At 72.6% G+C, this 17,385-nt stretch carries 13 protein-coding genes and 1 pseudogene; 9 read left to right on the top strand and 5 right to left on the bottom strand.

The window, feature by feature from the left end; translation table 11 throughout:
- Positions 1–302: 302 nt before the first annotated feature.
- The 4 genes and pseudogenes from Scani_RS07040 to Scani_RS07025 form a co-directional block, all read left to right on the top strand.
- Positions 303–431, top strand: a pseudogene (locus Scani_RS07040) (acyl-CoA dehydrogenase); the annotation flags it as partial.
- Positions 432–594: 163 nt separating this feature from the next.
- Positions 595–2,184 carry a 4-coumarate--CoA ligase family protein gene (locus Scani_RS07035; protein WP_159471046.1) on the top strand — a complete coding sequence of 530 codons (1,590 nt, stop codon included), beginning with the start codon at positions 595–597 and terminating at the stop codon, positions 2,182–2,184.
- A complete protein-coding gene (locus Scani_RS07030; protein ID WP_159471044.1) occupies positions 2,181–2,951 on the top strand; it encodes an enoyl-CoA hydratase family protein in 771 nt (256 codons plus the stop codon). Before Scani_RS07035 ends, Scani_RS07030 begins: the two co-directional genes overlap by 4 nt.
- Complete coding sequence (locus tag Scani_RS07025) at positions 2,939–3,568, top strand: TetR/AcrR family transcriptional regulator (protein WP_159471042.1); 630 nt, start codon at positions 2,939–2,941, stop codon at positions 3,566–3,568. Before Scani_RS07030 ends, Scani_RS07025 begins: the two co-directional genes overlap by 13 nt.
- A gap of 687 nt (positions 3,569–4,255) precedes the next feature.
- Here the strand turns inward: Scani_RS07025 and Scani_RS07020 are convergent.
- Positions 4,256–5,359 carry a citrate synthase 2 gene (locus Scani_RS07020; RefSeq protein ID WP_174872626.1) on the bottom strand — a complete coding sequence of 368 codons (1,104 nt, stop codon included), beginning with the start codon at positions 5,357–5,359 and terminating at the stop codon, positions 4,256–4,258.
- A 473-nt stretch (positions 5,360–5,832) separates the two neighbouring features.
- Here Scani_RS07020 and pdxH point away from each other — a divergent pair, with 473 nt between their 5' ends.
- Both pdxH and Scani_RS07010 read left to right on the top strand, forming a co-directional pair.
- Entirely contained in the window at positions 5,833–6,456 is a 624-nt protein-coding gene (pdxH, locus tag Scani_RS07015) for a pyridoxamine 5'-phosphate oxidase (protein WP_159471837.1), read from the top strand.
- Between the two features lie 475 nt (positions 6,457–6,931).
- Positions 6,932–8,656, top strand: coding sequence for a PAS domain-containing protein (locus Scani_RS07010; RefSeq protein WP_159471038.1), 1,725 nt, complete (start codon positions 6,932–6,934; stop codon positions 8,654–8,656).
- 121 nt (positions 8,657–8,777) lie between these two features.
- On the opposite strand, the gene Scani_RS07005 is transcribed toward Scani_RS07010, so the two are convergent.
- Entirely contained in the window at positions 8,778–9,545 is a 768-nt protein-coding gene (locus Scani_RS07005; protein WP_159471036.1) for an SIS domain-containing protein, read from the bottom strand.
- Between the two features lie 205 nt (positions 9,546–9,750).
- On the opposite strand from Scani_RS07005, the gene Scani_RS07000 reads away from it, so the two are divergent.
- Both Scani_RS07000 and Scani_RS06995 read left to right on the top strand, forming a co-directional pair.
- Positions 9,751–10,443 (top strand): iron-dependent transcriptional repressor DtxR, encoded by a 693-nt coding sequence (locus Scani_RS07000; RefSeq protein WP_159471034.1) that lies wholly within the window; start codon positions 9,751–9,753, stop codon positions 10,441–10,443.
- Positions 10,444–10,938: 495 nt separating this feature from the next.
- Positions 10,939–11,814, top strand: coding sequence for an alpha/beta fold hydrolase (locus Scani_RS06995; protein WP_159471032.1), 876 nt, complete (start codon positions 10,939–10,941; stop codon positions 11,812–11,814).
- Positions 11,815–12,007: 193 nt separating this feature from the next.
- Here the strand turns inward: Scani_RS06995 and Scani_RS06990 are convergent, their stop codons facing one another.
- The 3 genes from Scani_RS06990 to Scani_RS06980 all read right to left on the bottom strand — a co-directional run bounded on the left by Scani_RS06990 (position 12,008) and on the right by Scani_RS06980 (position 15,328).
- Positions 12,008–13,645 (bottom strand): transporter, encoded by a 1,638-nt coding sequence (locus Scani_RS06990; protein ID WP_159471030.1) that lies wholly within the window; start codon positions 13,643–13,645, stop codon positions 12,008–12,010.
- Positions 13,642–14,526, bottom strand: coding sequence for an ABC transporter ATP-binding protein (locus Scani_RS06985; protein WP_159471028.1), 885 nt, complete (start codon positions 14,524–14,526; stop codon positions 13,642–13,644). Before Scani_RS06985 ends, Scani_RS06990 begins: the two co-directional genes overlap by 4 nt.
- Positions 14,527–14,656: 130 nt before the next feature.
- The gene (locus Scani_RS06980) at positions 14,657–15,328 is read right to left on the bottom strand and encodes a bifunctional DNA primase/polymerase (protein ID WP_159471026.1); all 672 of its coding nucleotides are present in this window, start codon (positions 15,326–15,328) and stop codon (positions 14,657–14,659) included.
- A gap of 448 nt (positions 15,329–15,776) precedes the next feature.
- Here Scani_RS06980 and Scani_RS06975 point away from each other — a divergent pair, with 448 nt between their 5' ends.
- On the top strand, positions 15,777–17,171 hold the full coding sequence (locus tag Scani_RS06975) for an NsdA family TPR-like regulatory protein (protein WP_159471024.1): 1,395 nt from the start codon (positions 15,777–15,779) through the stop codon (positions 17,169–17,171).
- Positions 17,172–17,385 lie beyond the last annotated feature (214 nt).

Here is a 17,385-nt window from a genome sequence, read left to right as displayed (position 1 = left end):
GCTCGATCACGTTCCGGTTCGTGTAGTCGCCGGCGTCGAGTGCGGCGGGCGCCTGTCAGGACGCGGTCGAGCGACTGGGCCCGCCCCGGGGCATCCGGGGTGGGCCGTTCGCCGTACTGGCGCCGTTGAGCCTACGGGGAAGGTGTGGCCGTCGGAAACGTGACTGGGCGGGCGCTCGGTGCACGTCGCAAATTATGCAAGCACGCTTGATTGTTCTTGCTGCCGCTGTCACCCTCTGAAGGCCGCTAGTCCAGCGCAGCGAGGGGGCAGAACTCATGGGCACAGCAGTCCCTTTGGCGCGACTCACCCACCACTACGGGACGGCCGTCCTGGTGAACGTCGCCCGGGCGGCGCGGATCGCCCCCGTCAGCCGCGAGATGACCCTCAACTTCGTCTCGCACCAGTCCCTGGGACTGCCCAAGTCGTACTGAGCGCGCCATGCTGCTGCCCGTGCCCGTGTGGCAGTCGCAGACCGGCTGACCGGCTGACCGGCTGCCCGGCCGACCAGTACCCGTGCCACCGGTGCCGCCCCGCCCCGCACCACCCCGCCGTACCCGCCCCGCCGTACCCACCGTCGAAGGGAAAGGCCCCGGCATGGTGTCCCACGTCTTCCACAGCGAGTACGCCGACGTCGCGCCCGTAGAGCTGCCGATCCACGAGGCCGTCCTCGGGCGGGCGGCCGAGTACGGCGACCGGCCCGCCCTGATCGACGGCCTCGACGGCACCACCCTCGGCTACGACCGGCTGGACCACTTCAGCCGCCGGCTCGCGGCCGCCCTCACGGCGGCCGGGGTCCGCAAGGGCGAGGTGCTCGCCCTGCACAGCCCGAACAGCGTGCTCTTCCCCGTCGTCTTCTACGCCGCCTCGCGCTGCGGCGCGGCGGTCACCACCGTCCACCCGCTGGCCACCGAGGGCGAGTTCGCCCAACAGCTGGCGGACTCCGGGGCCCGCTGGATCGTGACCGTATCGGCGCTGCTGGACACCGCCCGCGCCGCCGCGGCGCGGACCGGCGGGATCGCCGAGATCCTCGTCTGCGACCGGGCCGAGGGCCACCGCTGTGTCCAGGACCTCCTCACCTGCACCGACCCGGAACCGTCCGTCACCCTCGACCCGGCCGACGACCTGGCCGCACTGCCCTACTCCTCGGGCACCACCGGCTCTCCCAAGGGCGTGATGCTCACCCACCGCAGCATCGCCACCAACCTCGCCCAGCTCACCCCGCTGGTCTCCAACGGCCCGGACGACCGGGTGCTGGCGGTGCTGCCCTTCTTCCACATCTACGGGCTGACCGCCCTGATGAACGCCCCGCTGCGCAACGGCGCCACCGTCGTCGTCCTGCCCCGCTTCGACCTGCGGCAGTTCCTCGCCGCCATCGAGCAGCACCGCATCACGGCCGTCTACGTCGCGCCCCCGATCGTGCTCGCCCTGGCCAAACACCCCCTGGTCGCCGAGTACGACCTGTCCTCCCTGCGGTACCTGGTCTCCGCCGCGGCGCCCCTGGACGCCGAGCTGGCGGCGGCCTGCTCCCGGCGGCTCGGCCTGCCGCCGGTCCTGCAGGCCTACGGGATGACCGAACTCTCGCCCGGCACCCATGTCGTACCGCTCGACACGCCGAACCCGCCGCCGGGCGCCGTCGGCAAGCTGATCCCCAACACCGAGATGCGGCTGGTGTCCCTGGAGTCCGGCGAGGACGTGCCGCCGGGGCACAGCGGCGAGATCCTCATCCGCGGCCCGCAGGTCATGAAGGGCTACCTCGGGCGGCCCGCCGCCACCGACGCGATGATCGACCCCGACGGCTGGCTGCACACCGGCGACGTCGGGCGGGCGGACGAGGACGGCTGGCTGTATGTGGTCGACCGCGTCAAGGAGTTGATCAAATACAAGGGCTACCAGGTCGCCCCCGCGGACCTCGAAGCGCTGCTGCTCGCGCACGACGCCATCGCCGACGCGGCGGTCATCGGGGTCGAGGACACGGACGGCAACGAGGTGCCCAAGGCGTTCGTGGTCCGGCAGCGGGGGGCCCGGCTGAGCGAGGACGAGGTCATCGCGTACGTTGCCGGGCAGGTCGCCCCGTACAAGAAAGTGCGCCGCGTGGAATTCCTGGAGAGCGTGCCGCGCGCCACCACCGGAAAGATCCTGCGGCGCGAACTGCGCGCCAGGGAAAGGAGCTCGACGCCCCGATGACCGACGCACCCGCCACGACCCTGGTCCCGCGCTCCCACGAGCACGGCATCACCACCCTCACCCTGGACTCCCCGCACAACCGCAACGCCCTCTCCAACCGACTGGTCGCCGAACTCGGCCAGGCCTTCGCCGACGCCGCCGCCGACGACGCCACCCGCGCCGTCGTGCTCACCCACACCGGCGGCACGTTCTGCGCCGGGGCGGACCTCTCCGAGGCCACCTCGGGCTCGGCGAAGGACGGGCCGCTGGGCCTGGCCCGGCTGCTGCGCAGCATCGTGGCGCTGCCCAAACCGGTCGTCGCGCGGGTCACCGGGCATGTCCGGGCCGGGGGCCTCGGCCTGCTCGGCGCCTGCGACATCTCCGTGGCCGGGCCCGCCGCCACCTTCGCGTTCACCGAGGCCCGCCTCGGCCTCGCCCCCGCCGTCATCTCCCTGCCGCTGCTGCCGCGGCTGGACCCGCGCGCGGCCGGCCGCTACTACCTGACCGGTGAGAAGTTCGGCGCGGCGGAGGCCGCCAGGATCGGCCTGGTCACGCTCGCGGCAGACGAGGTCGACACCGGCCTCGCGCCCGTACTGGAGGGGCTGCGCAAAGGGTCGCCCCAGGGGCTGGCCGAGTCGAAGAAGCTGGTCACGGCAGAGGTGCTGGCGGCCTTCGACCGCGACACCGAGGCGCTGGCCGAACAGTCCGCACGACTCTTCGGCTCCGCCGAGGCCCGCGAGGGCATGACCGCCTTCCTGGAACGACGGGCCCCGGCATGGGCGCGCTGACCCCCGCCCGCGGCCCCAAGCAGCCCCAGCAGGAACGCAGCCGCGCCACCCGCCTCAAACTGCTGGAGGCCGCCGTCTCCTGCCTGGCCGAACGCGGCTGGAGCGGCAGCACGGTCTCCGTGGTCGCCGAGCGCGCCGGCGTCTCACGGGGCGCGGCCCAGCACCACTTCCGCACCCGCGAAGACCTGTTCACGGCGGCCGTGGAACACGTCGCCGAGAAGCGTCAGGGCGCGGTCAAGGCCGTCGCCCGCAACCTGCCGCCGGCCGGCTCCGTGGCCCGCACCTGGATCATCGTCGAGGAGCTGGTCGGCCTCTACACGGGCCCGCTGTTCCGCGCCGCGCTGCACCTGTGGGTCGCCGCCTCCGACGAGGAGCCGCTGCGTGACCGGGTCACCGCCCTGGAAGCCAAGGTCGGCCGGGAGGCCCATCGCACGGCGGTCGCCCTCCTGGACGCGGACGAGGCGGTGCCCGGCGTCCGGGAAACGGTCCAGGGACTGCTCGACATGGCCCGCGGCCTGGGCCTGGCGAATCTGCTGACCGACGACACGGCTCGTCGTGACCGGGTGGTCGAGCAATGGGCCAAGATCATCGACTCCCAGCTAAGCCCTTTGGGGTAGCGCTTCCCACGTTTTCGGCTTTCCCGCCGTGGGGGTTGCTCGCCGTTTCCCGCCCGCTGACGCGGTGCGCCCGTCGTTGCGCCTGCGGCGGGCCCGTCCGCTGCGCTTTGCCGGTCCCGGCGTGGGGGTTTGTCGTCGTTGCGCCTGCGGCGGGCGGGGCCGCTGCGCGGGGCTGTCGGGGTGCGGTGACGGGCCTGCGCGGGTGGGGGTGTCCGGACTGCTTCGCTTTACGTCCGGACACCCCCACCCGCGCAGGCCCGTCCCCTCCCGTGGGTGGGAGGGAAAACGTGAGTGGGGGGCGACGTGACGGGTCCGGTGCGCCTCGTGATCACGCAGAAACGCGTCCCCCGGTACGACCGGCAAGGGCCAGAACGGCCACAGCGACGGCCCGCCCCCACCGGCCTTCACTTACTCCCCCACGGGAGGGGACGGGCCGGAGGGGCCTGGTGTGTGGACGTAAAGCGAAGCAGTCCACACACCAGGCCCCGCAGGCCCGTCACCGCACCCACAGCCCCGCGCAGCGGACCCCGCCCGCCGCAGGCGCAACGGCGACAAACCACCACGGCGGGACAGCCGACAACGTTGGAAGCCGCCACCAGGCGCAACGACGAGCGCACCGCGTTAGCGGGCGGGCAACGGCGAGCAACAACAACGGCGGAAAAGCCAAAAACGTGGGAAGCCAAAGAATTAGCGAGGCGCAATATCGGAGTACCCCGCAATTTCCTGCGGGCCACGCACCGGCGGGCCCACATACCGGGCCGACGGCCGGACCAGTCGGCCCGTCCGCTTCTGCTCCAAGATGTGCGCGCTCCACCCGGCCGTACGGGCGCAGGTGAACATCGAGGTGAACATGTGCGCCGGGACCTCGGCGAAGTCCAGGACGATGGCCGCCCAGAACTCGACGTTGGTGGCCAGCACCCGGTCGGGACGGCGGCTGCGCAGTTCCTCCAGCGCAGCCTTCTCCAGCGCCTCGGCGATCTCGAAGCGCGGGGCGCCCAGCTCCTTGGCGGTGCGCCGCAGCACCCGCGCCCGCGGGTCCTCGGCACGGTAGACGCGGTGGCCGAAGCCCATCAGCCGCTCGCCCTTGTCCAGCGCCTGCCGGACGTACGCGGAGGCGTCGCCGGACCGCTCGATCTCCTCGATCATGCCGAGGACGCGGGAGGGCGCCCCGCCGTGCAGCGGACCGGACATCGCGCCGACCGCGCCGGACAGCGCGGCCGCCACGTCCGCGCCCGTGGAGGCGATGGAGCGGGCGGTGAAGGTGGAGGGGTTCATGCCGTGCTCGGCGGCCGAGGTCCAGTAGGCGTCGACGGCCTTGACGTGCTGGGGGTCGGGCTCCCCGCGCCAGCGCTTCATGAAGCGCTCCACGACGGTCTCCGCCGTGTCGATCTCCTTCTGCGGCACCATCGGCAGGCCCGGCCCACGCGCCGACTGGGCCACGTACGACAGGGCCATCACCGCGGCCCGGGCAAGGTTGTCACGGGCCGTCGCCTCGTCGATGTCCAGCAGCGGCTTCAGGCCCCACACGGGCGCGAGCATGGCGAGCGCCGACTGCACATCGACCCGGATGTCACCGGAGTGCACGGGAATCGGGAACGGCTCGGCGGGCGGCAGACCGGGGTTGAACGCCCCGTCGACCAGCAGCCCCCAGACGTTGCCGAAGGACACCTTCCCTACGAGGTCTTCGATGTCGACCCCGCGATAGCGGAGAGAGCCGCCTTCCTTATCCGGTTCGGCGATCTCCGTCTCGAACGCGATGATTCCCTCGAGTCCGGGTACGAAGTCGGACATCAGGCAGCTCCTCAAGATGGGGACGGCAAACGGTCCGTGACCGGCTGCCGTGCGGTCGAGTCCTAGGTGTGCGGTGCGCTACCGGTGCGGTTACGCGGCTGCGCCGGGCAGCTCGCGGTCCGTACCGGTCACGCCGGTGATGCCCCGCCAGGGCGTGGGTCACGCGACGGTCTTGTCCGCGGTGGGTCGGACCGCGGGCAGGCCCGTGTGGTGCGTCGTTGAGGCCGGACGGACACGATAGCTCTCCCTGTCCGGAGGCCACAGTGGTCCGCCTCCTCATTTTGGCGGGTCCCTCACCTGCGCGGAGGGGTGAGACTCCGCACAATGGTCGATCTGCCGACGGGAGGGTTACGGCAGGTCGACGAGGGGCAGACTTCCGCCCCTCCCGGCTGACCGCGCGGGACCGGATGTTGCAAGATGAGCCCGTGCACCCCGTCGACGCGCCTCATGCCGAGAACCCCGATCCCTCCTCCATGCGTGCGCACTACCGCGCCGAGGGACTCGTCGAGTCCGACCTCGCCGCCGGCCCGTACGACCAGTTCGCGCGCTGGTTCAAGGACGCGACCGTGGCTGGTCTGCACGAGCCGAACGCGATGGTCGTCTCCACCGCGGACGCCGCCGGCCGGCCGAGCTCGCGGACCGTGCTCCTCAAGGCGTTCGACGACCGCGGCTTCGTGTTCTTCACCAACTACAACAGCCGGAAGGGTCGTGAACTGGCCGAAAATCCGGCCGTCTCGCTGCTCTTCCCGTGGCACCCGCTCGCCCGTCAGGTCGTGGTGAACGGCACCGCGGAACGCATCGGCCGGGACGAGACCGCGGCCTACTTCCGCACCCGCCCGCACGGCTCCCAGCTCGGCGCCTGGGCCAGCGACCAGTCCGCCCCGGTCGCCTCGCGCGACGAACTGGAGCAGGCCTACGAGGAATTGGCGGCCCGCTACCCGGAGGGCGAGCAGGTGCCGGCGCCGCCGCACTGGGGCGGCTACCGGATCGCCGCCGAGACGATCGAATTCTGGCAGGGCCGGCTCAACCGGCTGCACGACCGGCTGCGGTACGTGCGCGAGGACGGGTCCTGGCGGGTGGAGCGCCTGGCGCCCTGACGGCGGGCCCGGCACCTGGAAACGGCACCGCGCAGCGGCTCTCGCCCGGCCGCGACGGCTGCCCGTCGTGTGCAGAAGCAGATCATGCGGGCGACGGGCGGAAGACGCAGACGACCCGCGGGCTGTTTCCTCCGCGCTCGGTGGCGCAGAGGGCCGGTCGGACGAACCGGCAGCCCGCGGGTCGGGTGACTGCTTGGGATTGGCCGGCTGCGCATCTGCAGAATGCGCTGGTCCGGCGCTGCACTTCGGGTGAAGCGACGGGCCGCTAGCCCGCAGCCACCTCACGCGTCCGGTGCGAAATCATCTGCCGAACCACCTCCCTTCTCGTGTGCTCCACAGACTAGGAACCTGTGCGGCCGCATTCAAGGGAATTTCCCATGCGCAACGATTTCCGCGAATCGGCTGTGTGGTGTGTCACGTTCCAGTTGAATGTTCCCAGGTGGAGCACGTGCGGCCGCGTTCGTAAGGGGTGCCAGTGACTGCTTCGTCAGCTTCTTCTGCCTCGTCGGCGGCGCGCTGCTCCGCCGACGAGACCGATGACTCCGGTCTGCTCGCCGCGCTCCTGGACGGCATGGACGCCGCCCTGGTCGCCTTCGCCGCGGACGGCACCGTCACCCACTGGAACCACGAAGCCGAACGCATCCTGGGCTGGACCACCACCGAAGCCGTCGGCCGTACGGGCCTGGCCGGCTGGGCGGTCCGCAAGGAGGACGCCGACGAAATCGACGCCGCACTCGCGGCCGCCATGCGTTCCCCGGGCCGCCAGGTGCAGGAGTTCGCCCTGCTGACCAAGGACGGCCACCGCGTTCTGGTCCGCACCCAGGCCTCCGCGGTCCGCGGTCCCGGCGGCCGGGTCGCGGGGGTGTACTGCGCCTTCAGCGAGGTGCACACCCAGTTGGATCTCGAACGGTCCATCGCACTCAGCGAGGCCCTGTTCGAGGACGCGTCGTGGGGCGTGGTGCTGATAGACGCCGATCTGCGGCCCGCCGTCGTCAACGCGCATGCCGCCCGCGCCCTGGGCGTCGGACGCACCGCCCTGCTCGGTCGCCCCCTGGGCGAGCTGCTGGCCCAGGGCGTCGAGGAGGTGGAGTGCGCCCTGCAGCACGTCCTCGCCGAGGGCGCACCGCCGGCCGTGGCCGAGCTGTGGGTGACGCTGCGCTCCGAGGAGGCCGAGCTGCCGCGCCGGTGCTGGCGCAGCGGCTTCGTCCGGCTGGCCTCCCCGCTGGCGGAGGAGCCGGTGCCGCTGGGCGTGGCCTGGCTCTTCCAGGACGTCACGGACACCAAGCGCGCCGAGCAGGACAGCTCCCTGCTGCGCTTCCGCGCCCATCAGCTCCACCGGGCCGGCCGGGCGGCCGCCGACTGCCCCGACCCCGCCGAGGCCGCCGCCGTCCACCTCGACTTCGCCCTGGCGGGCTTCGCCGACCACGGCCTGGTCGACCTCGCCATGACCCCCGCACCGAAGCCGTACGGCGCGGTCGCCGAGAGCGATGCCTTCGACGACGCATACGGCGATACGTACGGCCACGCGTACGAGGACACGTACGGCGATGCCGAATACGGAGCGGCCGGATACGGCGATGCACAGGGCGCCGGGGAGGCCGACGACGCAGGCGGCGCCGGTGCTGGTGCTGGTGCCGGTGCCGGAGGGGAGGGCGGGGCGGCGGACGAAGCGGCCGACGGCTCCGGTACCTCCGACGGCTCCGACGGCTCCGACGCGTCCGACGGCTCCCTGCCGGCCGGCTCCCCGCCCTCCGGTTTCCCGTCGGCCGGCTCCCCGGCGGCCGCCGTCACCCGCGTGGATGCGGGTCGGCGCCCGCGGCGCGGCGCGCCCCGGCTGGTGCGGGCGTTGGCCTCCCCGGCCGGGTCGCCGGGGCCCTCGAAGACGCTGCCGGCGACCGGTATCCCCACGCCGTACGTGCCGGGGCACCCCGCGTTCCAGGCGTACGAGCGGCGCGGCTCGGTGCGTACGAGCGCCGGGCCGGCCTCGCCCGAGGGCTGGGCGGCGGCCCGCAACTGGCCGGACGGCACCGTCCACGGCCTGTGTGTGGTGCTGCGCAGCCGGGGCCGCACGCTCGGCGTCGCAACGTTTCTGCGGGCACCCGCGCGCCGCCCCTTCGACCGCGCGGACGCGGACTACGCCGAAGAGGTCGCGGCCCGGATCGCCACCGCCCTCGACCTCGCGGGCGCGGCGTCCCTCTGAGAAGCACCGCTGCCCTGAGGCGCACCGCTGCCCTGAGATGTACCGCTGCTCTGAGGCGGGCGTTCGCTCCGGGACGGGCGGTCGCTCCGGGCCGCGCCGTCGCTCTCGCCCGGCCGCTCGATCACTGCCGGTAGAAGATCCGGTCCGCGTACTCGCTCATCACGCGGGCGTTCCAGTCGTGCCCGCCGTCGACGTTCCCGGAGCGCAGCAGCGGCGGGTCGATGCCCCGCTCGGCAAGGGCGCCCGCGGCCGTCGCCACTACGGCCTGCATGATCGTGCTGGTGACGACCGTCGAGGCGGGGGCGAACGGCGCGTCGATGCCCGGCATCGTCAACTCGGCGTCGCCGACCGGGATCCGGCTGTCCAGCACCAGGTCGCAGTGGTCCTTGAGGAAGCCGCCGGAGGCGTGCCGGGACGTGGTCGCGTCCGCATAGGCCACCGACGTCACCCCGATGACCTTGATGCCGAGGGCCCGGGCGTTCATCGCCATCTCGACGGGCAGCGAGTTCCGCCCGGAGAGCGAGATGATCACCAGCACATCGCCCGCCTCCAGCGGGCTGGTGTCCAGGACGGCCCCGGCCAGCCCGTCGACCCGCTCCAGGGCGCTGCCGAGGGTCGCGGGCCGTACGTCCACGCCGACCACGCCCGGGACGGACAGCAGATTCATGATCGCCAGGCCGCCCGCACGGTAGACCGTGTCCTGGGCGGGGAGCGAGGAGTGCCCGGCGCCGAAGGAGAAGACCCGGCCGCCCGCCGCGACGGTGTCCGCGATCAGCCGCCCGGCCGCGGTGATCCGGTCGCCCTCTTCGTCGCGGACCTGTCGCAGCAGATCGATCGCGGCGTCGAAGTACTCCCCGGCCAGCCGGTCGCTCCGGTCGCTCTCAGCCATGGACGCGGGCCCCTCTCGTCGGATCACGTCGCATCTCGCCGTATCTCGTCGTATCTGATCAGTGGCGCGGATCACGTTGCGGTCTGGACCAGTGCCCTGTCAATACGGCCGTGAGGGTCGCGCGGACGGACGAGGCGGCTCCGTTGTCGGTGGGATGCGTCAGAATTGAGTCCAGGGCCACCGCACCACACATCTAGGGGCACGCATGTCCGGACTGATCGACACCACGGAGATGTATCTCCGCACCATCCTCGAGCTGGAAGAGGAGGGTGTGGTGCCCATGCGCGCCCGCATCGCGGAGCGGCTCGAACAGAGCGGCCCGACGGTGAGCCAGACGGTGGCGCGCATGGAGCGAGACGGGCTGCTGTCGGTCGCGGGCGACCGGCATCTGGAGCTGACGGAAGAGGGCCGGCGGCTGGCGACGCGGGTGATGCGCAAGCACCGCCTCGCCGAGTGCCTGCTCGTCGACGTCATCGGGCTCGAATGGGAGCAGGTGCACGCCGAGGCGTGCCGCTGGGAGCACGTGATGAGCGAGGCGGTCGAGCGCCGCGTCGTGGAGCTGCTGCGGCATCCGACGGAGTCGCCGTACGGCAACCCCATCCCGGGACTGGAAGAGCTCGGCGAGAAGGCCGGGGGCGACCCGTTCCTGGACGCCGGCATGGTGAGCCTGATGGATCTGGACGCCGGGGCCGACGGCAAGACGGCCGTGGTGCGCCGGATCGGCGAGCCGATCCAGGCGGACGCCCAGCTGATGTACACCCTCCGGCGGGCCGGCGTGCAGCCGGGCGCGGTGGTGAGCGTGACGGAGTCGCCGGCCGGGGTGCTGGTCGGCAGCAGCGGCGAGGCCGCCGAGCTGGACTCCGAGATCGCCTCACACGTGTTTGTCGCCAAGCGCTGAAAGCAGTTTCAGCCTCTTTCTTTTCCGCACTTCCGCCCGAACCCTCCCCCCGAGCCCGTTGAGCTGCGCCGATGCGCTGCTCGGCGGGCTCGGCAAGTTCTTTCCGGTTGAACGGACTTGTGCGAATCCGTGCGATACGGCCGGTCCCGTGTCACGCTGACGCTTGGCCACGCATCGGCCTGTCCTGGCCGGGAGGGGGCTCGGATGCATCCACGTCGTACGGAGACGGTCAGGGCCCCGGCGCTGCGAGCAGCCGGGGCCCTGCCTCCCCATGTCCCCCACCCAAGACCCGGAGCCCCGAGCTCCCAGGGTCTTCCCCCACGGGCCCCCTTCCCGGTAGGGCCCGCCTCCCGGCAGATGTCTCCCCGTGGCGGGCGCGGCCAATCCTTGAGTGACGTCACTCGAACGAGGGGTATTGCGCGCCGGAGCGGCGCGTTCGAATAGGGGTTCGATAGTGTGGAGCTGCTCAAGGGACGATTGGGGGTGCCAGGGCACATGGTGCAGCGCATCGATGTCACAGGGATCGGCGGCGTAAGCCTCGCCGCCTGGGAATTCACCGACCCGCCCAAGATCGGAGGCGGGCTGGAGGAGAGCGAGCAGCGACCGGGCGTCCTGCTGCTCCACGGCCTGATGGGCCGCGCCTCGCACTGGGCGGCCACCGCGCGCCGTCTGAGCGCGCGCCACCGCCCCGTCGCGCTGGACCAGCGGGGCCACGGCCGCAGTGAGAAGCCCGCTGACGGGCCGTACGACCGCGAGGCGTATGTCGATGACGCCATCGCGGCCATCGAGCAGCTCGGCCTCGCCCCGGTCGCCCTTGTCGGGCATGCCATGGGCGCCCTGACGGCGTGGCAGTTAGCGGCCCGAAGACCGGATCTGGTCAGTGCGCTGGTCATCTGCGATATGCGGGCCTCGGCGCTCGGGGCGGCCTCGCAGCGCGAGTGGACCGAGTGGTTCCGGTCATGGCCGTTGCCGTTCGCCACCCTCGCGGATGTCCGCAAGTGGTTCGGCGAGGACGACCCGACCCTGGAGCGGCCCAGACCCGCCCGAGGCGAGTTCTTCGCCGAGGTGATGGCCGAGCGTTCCGACGGCTGGCGTCCCGTCTTCTCCCGCCGGCAGATGCTCACCGCCCGCGAGACCTGGGTCCATGACGCCCATTGGGAAGAGCTCGCCCAGGTGTCGTGCCCGTCCCTCGTCGTCCGCGGCCTCGACGCCGAACTGGGCCGCGCCGAGGCCATGGAGATGGTCCGGGTGCTGCCGCGCGGCGCCTACGCCGAAATCCCCGACGCCGGCCACCTCCTCCCCTGGGAGCAGCCCGACGCCTGGTGCGCCGCCATCGAACCCTTCCTCCAGACGGCCACGATGATCAACTGAGATCCCGTCCACTGCCACCTGCCGTCGGGCACCTGGTGGGCCGGTGCTCGTTGAGCCTGCTCGTCGCGGGCTTGCGCCCGTCGCGGGTCCATGCCCGCCCGCAACGGCCGGGCCGGTCCGGTCCGTCCGCCCGCAACGGCGGGGCGGGCCCGCCCGCGCCCGCCCCGCCCCCGGCAACCCCCGGCCCGCCTCGTCAGCCCTTGCTGACCGCCACCAGGATCTCCGGCAGCCGCCGCGCCACCCGGGGCGCCGCCACCCGTAGTCCCAGCTCCGCTACGCCCAGGCCGTAGACCGCACCGACCGGCAGCAGCACCCACAACAGTTGGTGCAGACCGGCGACATGCAGCCAGATGGTCAGGCCCAGCAGCGGCGAGCACAGCACGGCGCCCACCAGCACTCCGCCGAAGAGGCTGAACCAGGCGATCGCGCCCTGTCCCGGCGCGACGTTCTTGTTGCCCTCCGAGGGGATCGAGTACGGGAAGACCGCCGACGACAGCGCCCCGGTCGCCAACAGCGCACCCAGCACGGCCAGCGAGAGCCCGTACACCTCCACGAAGTCCGACCACGGCCCGATGACGGCGGCGGTGCCGGCGACGACCAGAGTGACGTACGGGACGGCCACCGACGCCAGCGTCAAGGCACGCGCCCGCAGCTCCTGGTAGGCGTCCCGTGGGGTGGCGATCGTCGAGGCGACCATCCAGAACGCCGAGGTGTCCTGCCCGAACTGGTTGTACATCTGCGTCCCGAGCAGCCCGGACGCGAAGAGCGAGGTGTAGAGGCTGCCGTTGCCCTGTGCGGCCGAGACGACCGGCACCAGCAGGCCGACGCCGAGCGCGGTCGCCCATGCCATCTTCGACTTGGGGTCGCGCCATGCGTAGCGCAGCGTACGGAGCACGACCGCGCCGGTCCGCCCGTCCGGCAGCAGTCGCGCGAGCCCGCGTTCCTCCTTGCCGGCCCCGCGCGCGCTGTCCTTCTCCACGGCCTGGAGGGTCGAGGAGTCCGGGGCCGTCATCAGGGTGGTGAGGGTGCGCTGCCACCACCACAGCAGCAGGACCAGCGCCAGCGCCGTCAGCGCCAGGCCGGCCAGCGCCCGCCCGTACGCCCCGTGTCCGGCGTCCTCCACGGCGCCGACCGCCGAGGCCGGCGGCACCCAGCGCAGCACCGTGCCCACCGGCTCCAATACGGACAGGCCGTCCGGCCGGCCCAGCTTCTGGGCGGCGATATTGACGCCCTGGGCGCCGATGGCGATGAACAGGCCGCTCAGCACGGCGAGATCGCGGCCGCGGCGGCTGGTCAGCAGCCGCACCGACGCGGTGGCGACCGCGCGCGCCAGCGACACGCACACCAGCACCACCAGGACGACCGCCACCACGCCCACGGCCGCGGCGGCCGGGCCGTCCGCGACCGCGATCACCGAGCCGGTGACCAGCGCGAGCGTGACGAGGGGACCGATGCCGACGAGCGAGGCCACCAGCAGCGACACGATCAGCGGCCGCGGCCGCAGCGGCAGCATGACCAGCCGGGTCGGGTCGAGGGTCTCGTCGCCCGTGGGGAAGAACAGCGGCAGCACCGCCCAGCCCAGGGTGAGGATTCCGGTGAGCAGCACGACCAGCGCGCCGGCGTGCGCGATGCCGCGCAGCGCGATCAGCCCCAGCACCACGGCCGCGGTGAACAGCAGACCGGTGATGACGGACGCGAGGTAGGCGAGCGTGCGGCCGGTGGACTGGCGCAGCCCGTTGCGCAGCAGGGTCAGCTTCAACCGTACGAAGACGCCGGTCAGGGACGGCGCGGCGGCCGGGCGCGTGGCCGCGACGGCGGAGTCGGTGCTCATCGGGCGCCGCCACCGCCCAGCCAGTCGAGGTTCGCACTCGCGCCGCGGCCCCGCGCGCCGACGAGTTCGAGGAACGCGTCCTGCAGCGAGGGCGCCGCGCCGCGCACCTCCGCGAGCGGGCCGTCCGCGCGGATCCGCCCGGCGGCGATCACCGCGACCCAGTCGCACAGCGACTCGACCAGCTCCATCACATGGCTGGAGAAGATCACGGTCGCCCCGGAGGCGGTGTAGCGCTCCAGGACGCCGCGGATGGTCTGTGCGGACACCGGGTCGACGCCCTCGAAGGGCTCGTCGAGGAAGAGGATCTCGGGGTTGTGCAGCAGCGCCGCCGCCAGCCCGATCTTCTTGCGCATACCGGTGGAGTAGTCCACCACCAGCTTGTTCCGGGCGCCCGCCAGATCGAGCACGTCCAGCAGCTGCCCGGCCCGCTTGTCGACCTCGGTGCCCGGCAGACCGCGCAGCCGCCCTATGTAGCCGAGGAGTTCACGTCCCGAGAGCCGCTCGAAGAGCCGCAGCCCCTCGGGCAGCACGCCGATGCGGGACTTGACGGCCACCGGGTCCTGCCAGACGTCGTGCCCGCCGATCTCGACCAGCCCGGAGTCCGGTCGCAGCAGGCCCGTCACCATGGAGAGCGTGGTGGTCTTGCCGGCGCCGTTGGGACCGACGAGCCCGATGAAACGGCCGGCGGGCAGCGTCAGGTCGATGCCGTTGACGGCGATCTGCTCGCCGAACTTCTTCCACAGGCCCTGGATGCGTACGGCGGGCGGGCCGGCCGCGGCGTCCCCCGGAGCCGCGGCCGGCCCGCCCGGAGAAGCGGCCGTGCTGTGCGGCGGCGGTGCCGACTCGTCCCGCTGCCCGATGTCTTCCGGCTCGTTCGCCACCGGCCCTGCCCTTCGACGTCCCCGCAGAGGCCGTCCTGACCCCCGTCTGGCACCCCACGATACGACCGGGGGCTTTTGGGCGCTGTCCCTGTGGACGCCCGCGGGGACAAGGGGAGCGGGCCGGTCCGGGTCAGCGTCCCCGCATCTCGACCGCGTCCCGTGCGCAGGCGTACGCGAGCGGGCTGATCAGCTCCTCGGCGTCCGGCAGCCAGCGGTTGGTGGCGGTGGGGCGGCGCGCCCACTGCACCGAGCCGTGCGCCCCGACCCGGGTCGGCGGTGCGGCGATGTACTCCCCCTCGCCGCGGCAGATCAGATCGAGCGCGGCCGGTGACCAGCCCAGAGTCCGTACCAGCGCCGGGACCTTCACCGACGCGCCGGGGAGGACGAGGAAGAGCATCCGGCGGCCGGGGGTGCGGGTCACCGGTCCGAGCGGCAGGGCCATCCGTTCCATACGGGCCAGCGCCAGACAGCCCGCGGTCTCGGGGACGTCCAGCGCCTCGAACGACCGGCCCGTCGGCATCAGGATCGAGGCCCGCGGCTGCTTGCTCCACATACGGCGGACCGCGGTCGCGCTGCCGGTGGCCTGGCCGGCCCAGTCGGGGACGGTGGGGTGCGCGCCGGGCGCTGCGCAGTCACCGGCGTCGCACGAGCAGCGCGGCGTCTCGCCGTCGTGCTCCAGCCATGCGCCCGGGAACACGTCCCAATGCCGTTCCTCCGCGTAACGCACCGCAGTTTCGAGCAGCTGCTCGCCGCGCTGCTGGGGGATCTGCGGGGCTCCTGTGACGGTGATGGTCTCTTCCACGCACAGGACAACTCCCGGTGTCACCAAGGGTTACGGCCGAAGGGCCGGCCCCCCGGCGCATCGTTCTCGCACGTGGGGCGCATGGGTGCACCGGTGGGGGCGCGTGTGCGGGCGGGGCCCGAGGAGCGGGTAGCCACCTGCGTGACGGGCGGAGGGACCGCCCGCGGCAGTCCGAAGTGCACCCGGGGGGAGCCCGGCACGGAGGCGCCGCGATCTGTGCACGGCACCGCGCACCCATCTCCTTGTGAACGAGCGCTTCGCACCGAGGATGCTCCGGACAGAGCCCAAAACGCTCACAACTGAGCATCCGCTGCAAAGTGCGTATCGCTCCGATCCCTCCTATCGCGCATATCCCGGATCTCTCGGATATCCGGCATATTCACGGGGAATCGATCACGAGGAACGGCGTTCGCCGGTGAACGCGCAGCGGTAAACAGGGGGTACAAGCATGGCCGCCAGGCCACTCGTCGCACGGCAGCCCAACGAACGGCTGCAGTCGCTGATCCAGGAAGCCGCCTGTTCCAACGCGGGGCTCGCCCGCCGCGTCAACATGTGCGGTGCGGAGCACGGTCTCGACCTCCGCTACGACAAGACCTCCGTGGCCAGATGGCTGCGCGGGCAGCAGCCGCGGGGCCGCGCGCCGGCCGTCATCGCGGAGGCGCTGGGGCGCAAGCTGGGGCGCACGGTCACCATCGACGAGATCGGGATGGCCGACGGCAAGAACCTCGCCTCCGGGGTGGGGCTGCAGTTCTCGCCGACCGTCCTCGGGGCGATCGAGCAGGTCTGCGAGCTGTGGCGCAGCGATGTGGGGCGGCGCGACTTCCTCAGCGGCTCCACGGTCGCGGCCTCGGCGCTGGTCGAGCCCAGTCGCGACTGGCTGATCACCGGCGCGGACAGCCAGGTCGCCAGGAACGCCGGCGCCCGGGTCGGGATCTCGGACGTCGAGGCGGTGCGCGCGATGACCACGGCGCTCGGCGAACTCGACCACCGCTTCGGTGCCGGGCATGTCCGGCCGGTCGTCGTGCACTACCTCAACAGCGTGGTCTCGGGGCTGCTGGCCGGTTCGTACCGCGAGTCCGTCGGGCGGGAACTCTTCGCCGCCGTCGCGCGGTTGACCGAACTCGGCGGCTATATGGCCGTCGACACCGGCCAGCCCGGCCTCGCCCAGCGCTACTACATCCAGGCGCTGCGGCTGGCCCAGGCGGCGGGGGACCGCGGCTACGGCGGCTACGTCCTCGCCGCGAGCATGAGCCACCTCGCCGCCTCGCTCGGCAATCCCCGGGAGATCGCCCAGCTCGCGCGCGCCGCCCAGGAGGGCGCCCGCGGTCATGTCACCCCACGGGCGGAGGCGATGTTCTGTGCGGCGGAGGCCCGTGGACACGCCCTGATGGGCGACGGCCGGGCCTTCCAGGCGGTGGCGGGACGGGCGGTCGCCGCGATGGAGCGCGCCGAGGCGGCGTCCGAGTCGGGCGACGACCCGGTCTGGATCGCCCATTTCGACCAGGCCTACCTGGCCGACGAACTCGCCCACTGCCACCGCGACCTGGGGCAGCCGGGACCCGCCGGGCAGCGTGCGCAGGAGGCGCTGGACGGGCACCCGGAAGGCCGGGCGCGGCGGCGGGCCATCGGTCTGCTGCTGCTGGCCGGCGCCCAGGTGCAGCAGCGGGAGGTGGAAGCGGCCTGCCATACGGGCACCCAGGCGGTGGAGCTGCTGAGCGGGCTGCGTTCGGACCGCGGCGCGGAGTATCTGGAGGACTTCCAGCTGCGCCTGGAGCCCTTCCGGGACGAGCCGGTGGTACGGGAGTTCAGTGCCCGGCTGGAGCTGCGGGCCACGGCGGCCTGAGCGGGTCCTGCGGGAGGTGTGCACCACGCCTCGGGGCGGGAGCCGTGGCGATGTGGCGGAGGCGGGGCCGCTTTGTCGTGCGGCGTCGGCTTTGTCGTACGGCGCCGGGCGGGCCGCGAGCAGGGGCCGCCCGGCGCGTTCCATGAGCGTGCGGGGGTGGTGACCAGGCGACGTGGTCGAACGTTGCTGCGACCCGGTAGCGTGCAGCCGACGA

This window comes from Streptomyces caniferus (assembly GCF_009811555.1).
In the GTDB taxonomy this organism is placed as follows: domain Bacteria; phylum Actinomycetota; class Actinomycetes; order Streptomycetales; family Streptomycetaceae; genus Streptomyces; species Streptomyces caniferus.
This window is presented reverse-complemented; position numbering and strand designations above follow the sequence as displayed.

What these genes read in the sequence shown, in the direction of transcription:
- Scani_RS07005 (WP_159471036.1), bottom strand. Translation starts at nt 9,545, where the DNA reads ATGGCTGAGAGCGACCGGAGCGACCGGCTGGCCGGGGAGTACTTCGAC.
- Scani_RS07000 (WP_159471034.1), top strand. Translation starts at nt 9,751, where the DNA reads ATGTCCGGACTGATCGACACCACGGAGATGTATCTCCGCACCATCCTC.
- pdxH (WP_159471837.1), top strand. Translation starts at nt 5,833, where the DNA reads ATGCGTGCGCACTACCGCGCCGAGGGACTCGTCGAGTCCGACCTCGCC.
- Scani_RS06990 (WP_159471030.1), bottom strand. Translation starts at nt 13,645, where the DNA reads ATGAGCACCGACTCCGCCGTCGCGGCCACGCGCCCGGCCGCCGCGCCG.
- Scani_RS07035 (WP_159471046.1), top strand. Translation starts at nt 595, where the DNA reads ATGGTGTCCCACGTCTTCCACAGCGAGTACGCCGACGTCGCGCCCGTA.
- Scani_RS06995 (WP_159471032.1), top strand. Translation starts at nt 10,939, where the DNA reads ATGGTGCAGCGCATCGATGTCACAGGGATCGGCGGCGTAAGCCTCGCC.
- Scani_RS07025 (WP_159471042.1), top strand. Translation starts at nt 2,939, where the DNA reads ATGGGCGCGCTGACCCCCGCCCGCGGCCCCAAGCAGCCCCAGCAGGAA.
- Scani_RS06975 (WP_159471024.1), top strand. Translation starts at nt 15,777, where the DNA reads ATGGCCGCCAGGCCACTCGTCGCACGGCAGCCCAACGAACGGCTGCAG.
- Scani_RS07020 (WP_174872626.1), bottom strand. Translation starts at nt 5,359, where the DNA reads ATGTCCGACTTCGTACCCGGACTCGAGGGAATCATCGCGTTCGAGACG.
- Scani_RS07030 (WP_159471044.1), top strand. Translation starts at nt 2,181, where the DNA reads ATGACCGACGCACCCGCCACGACCCTGGTCCCGCGCTCCCACGAGCAC.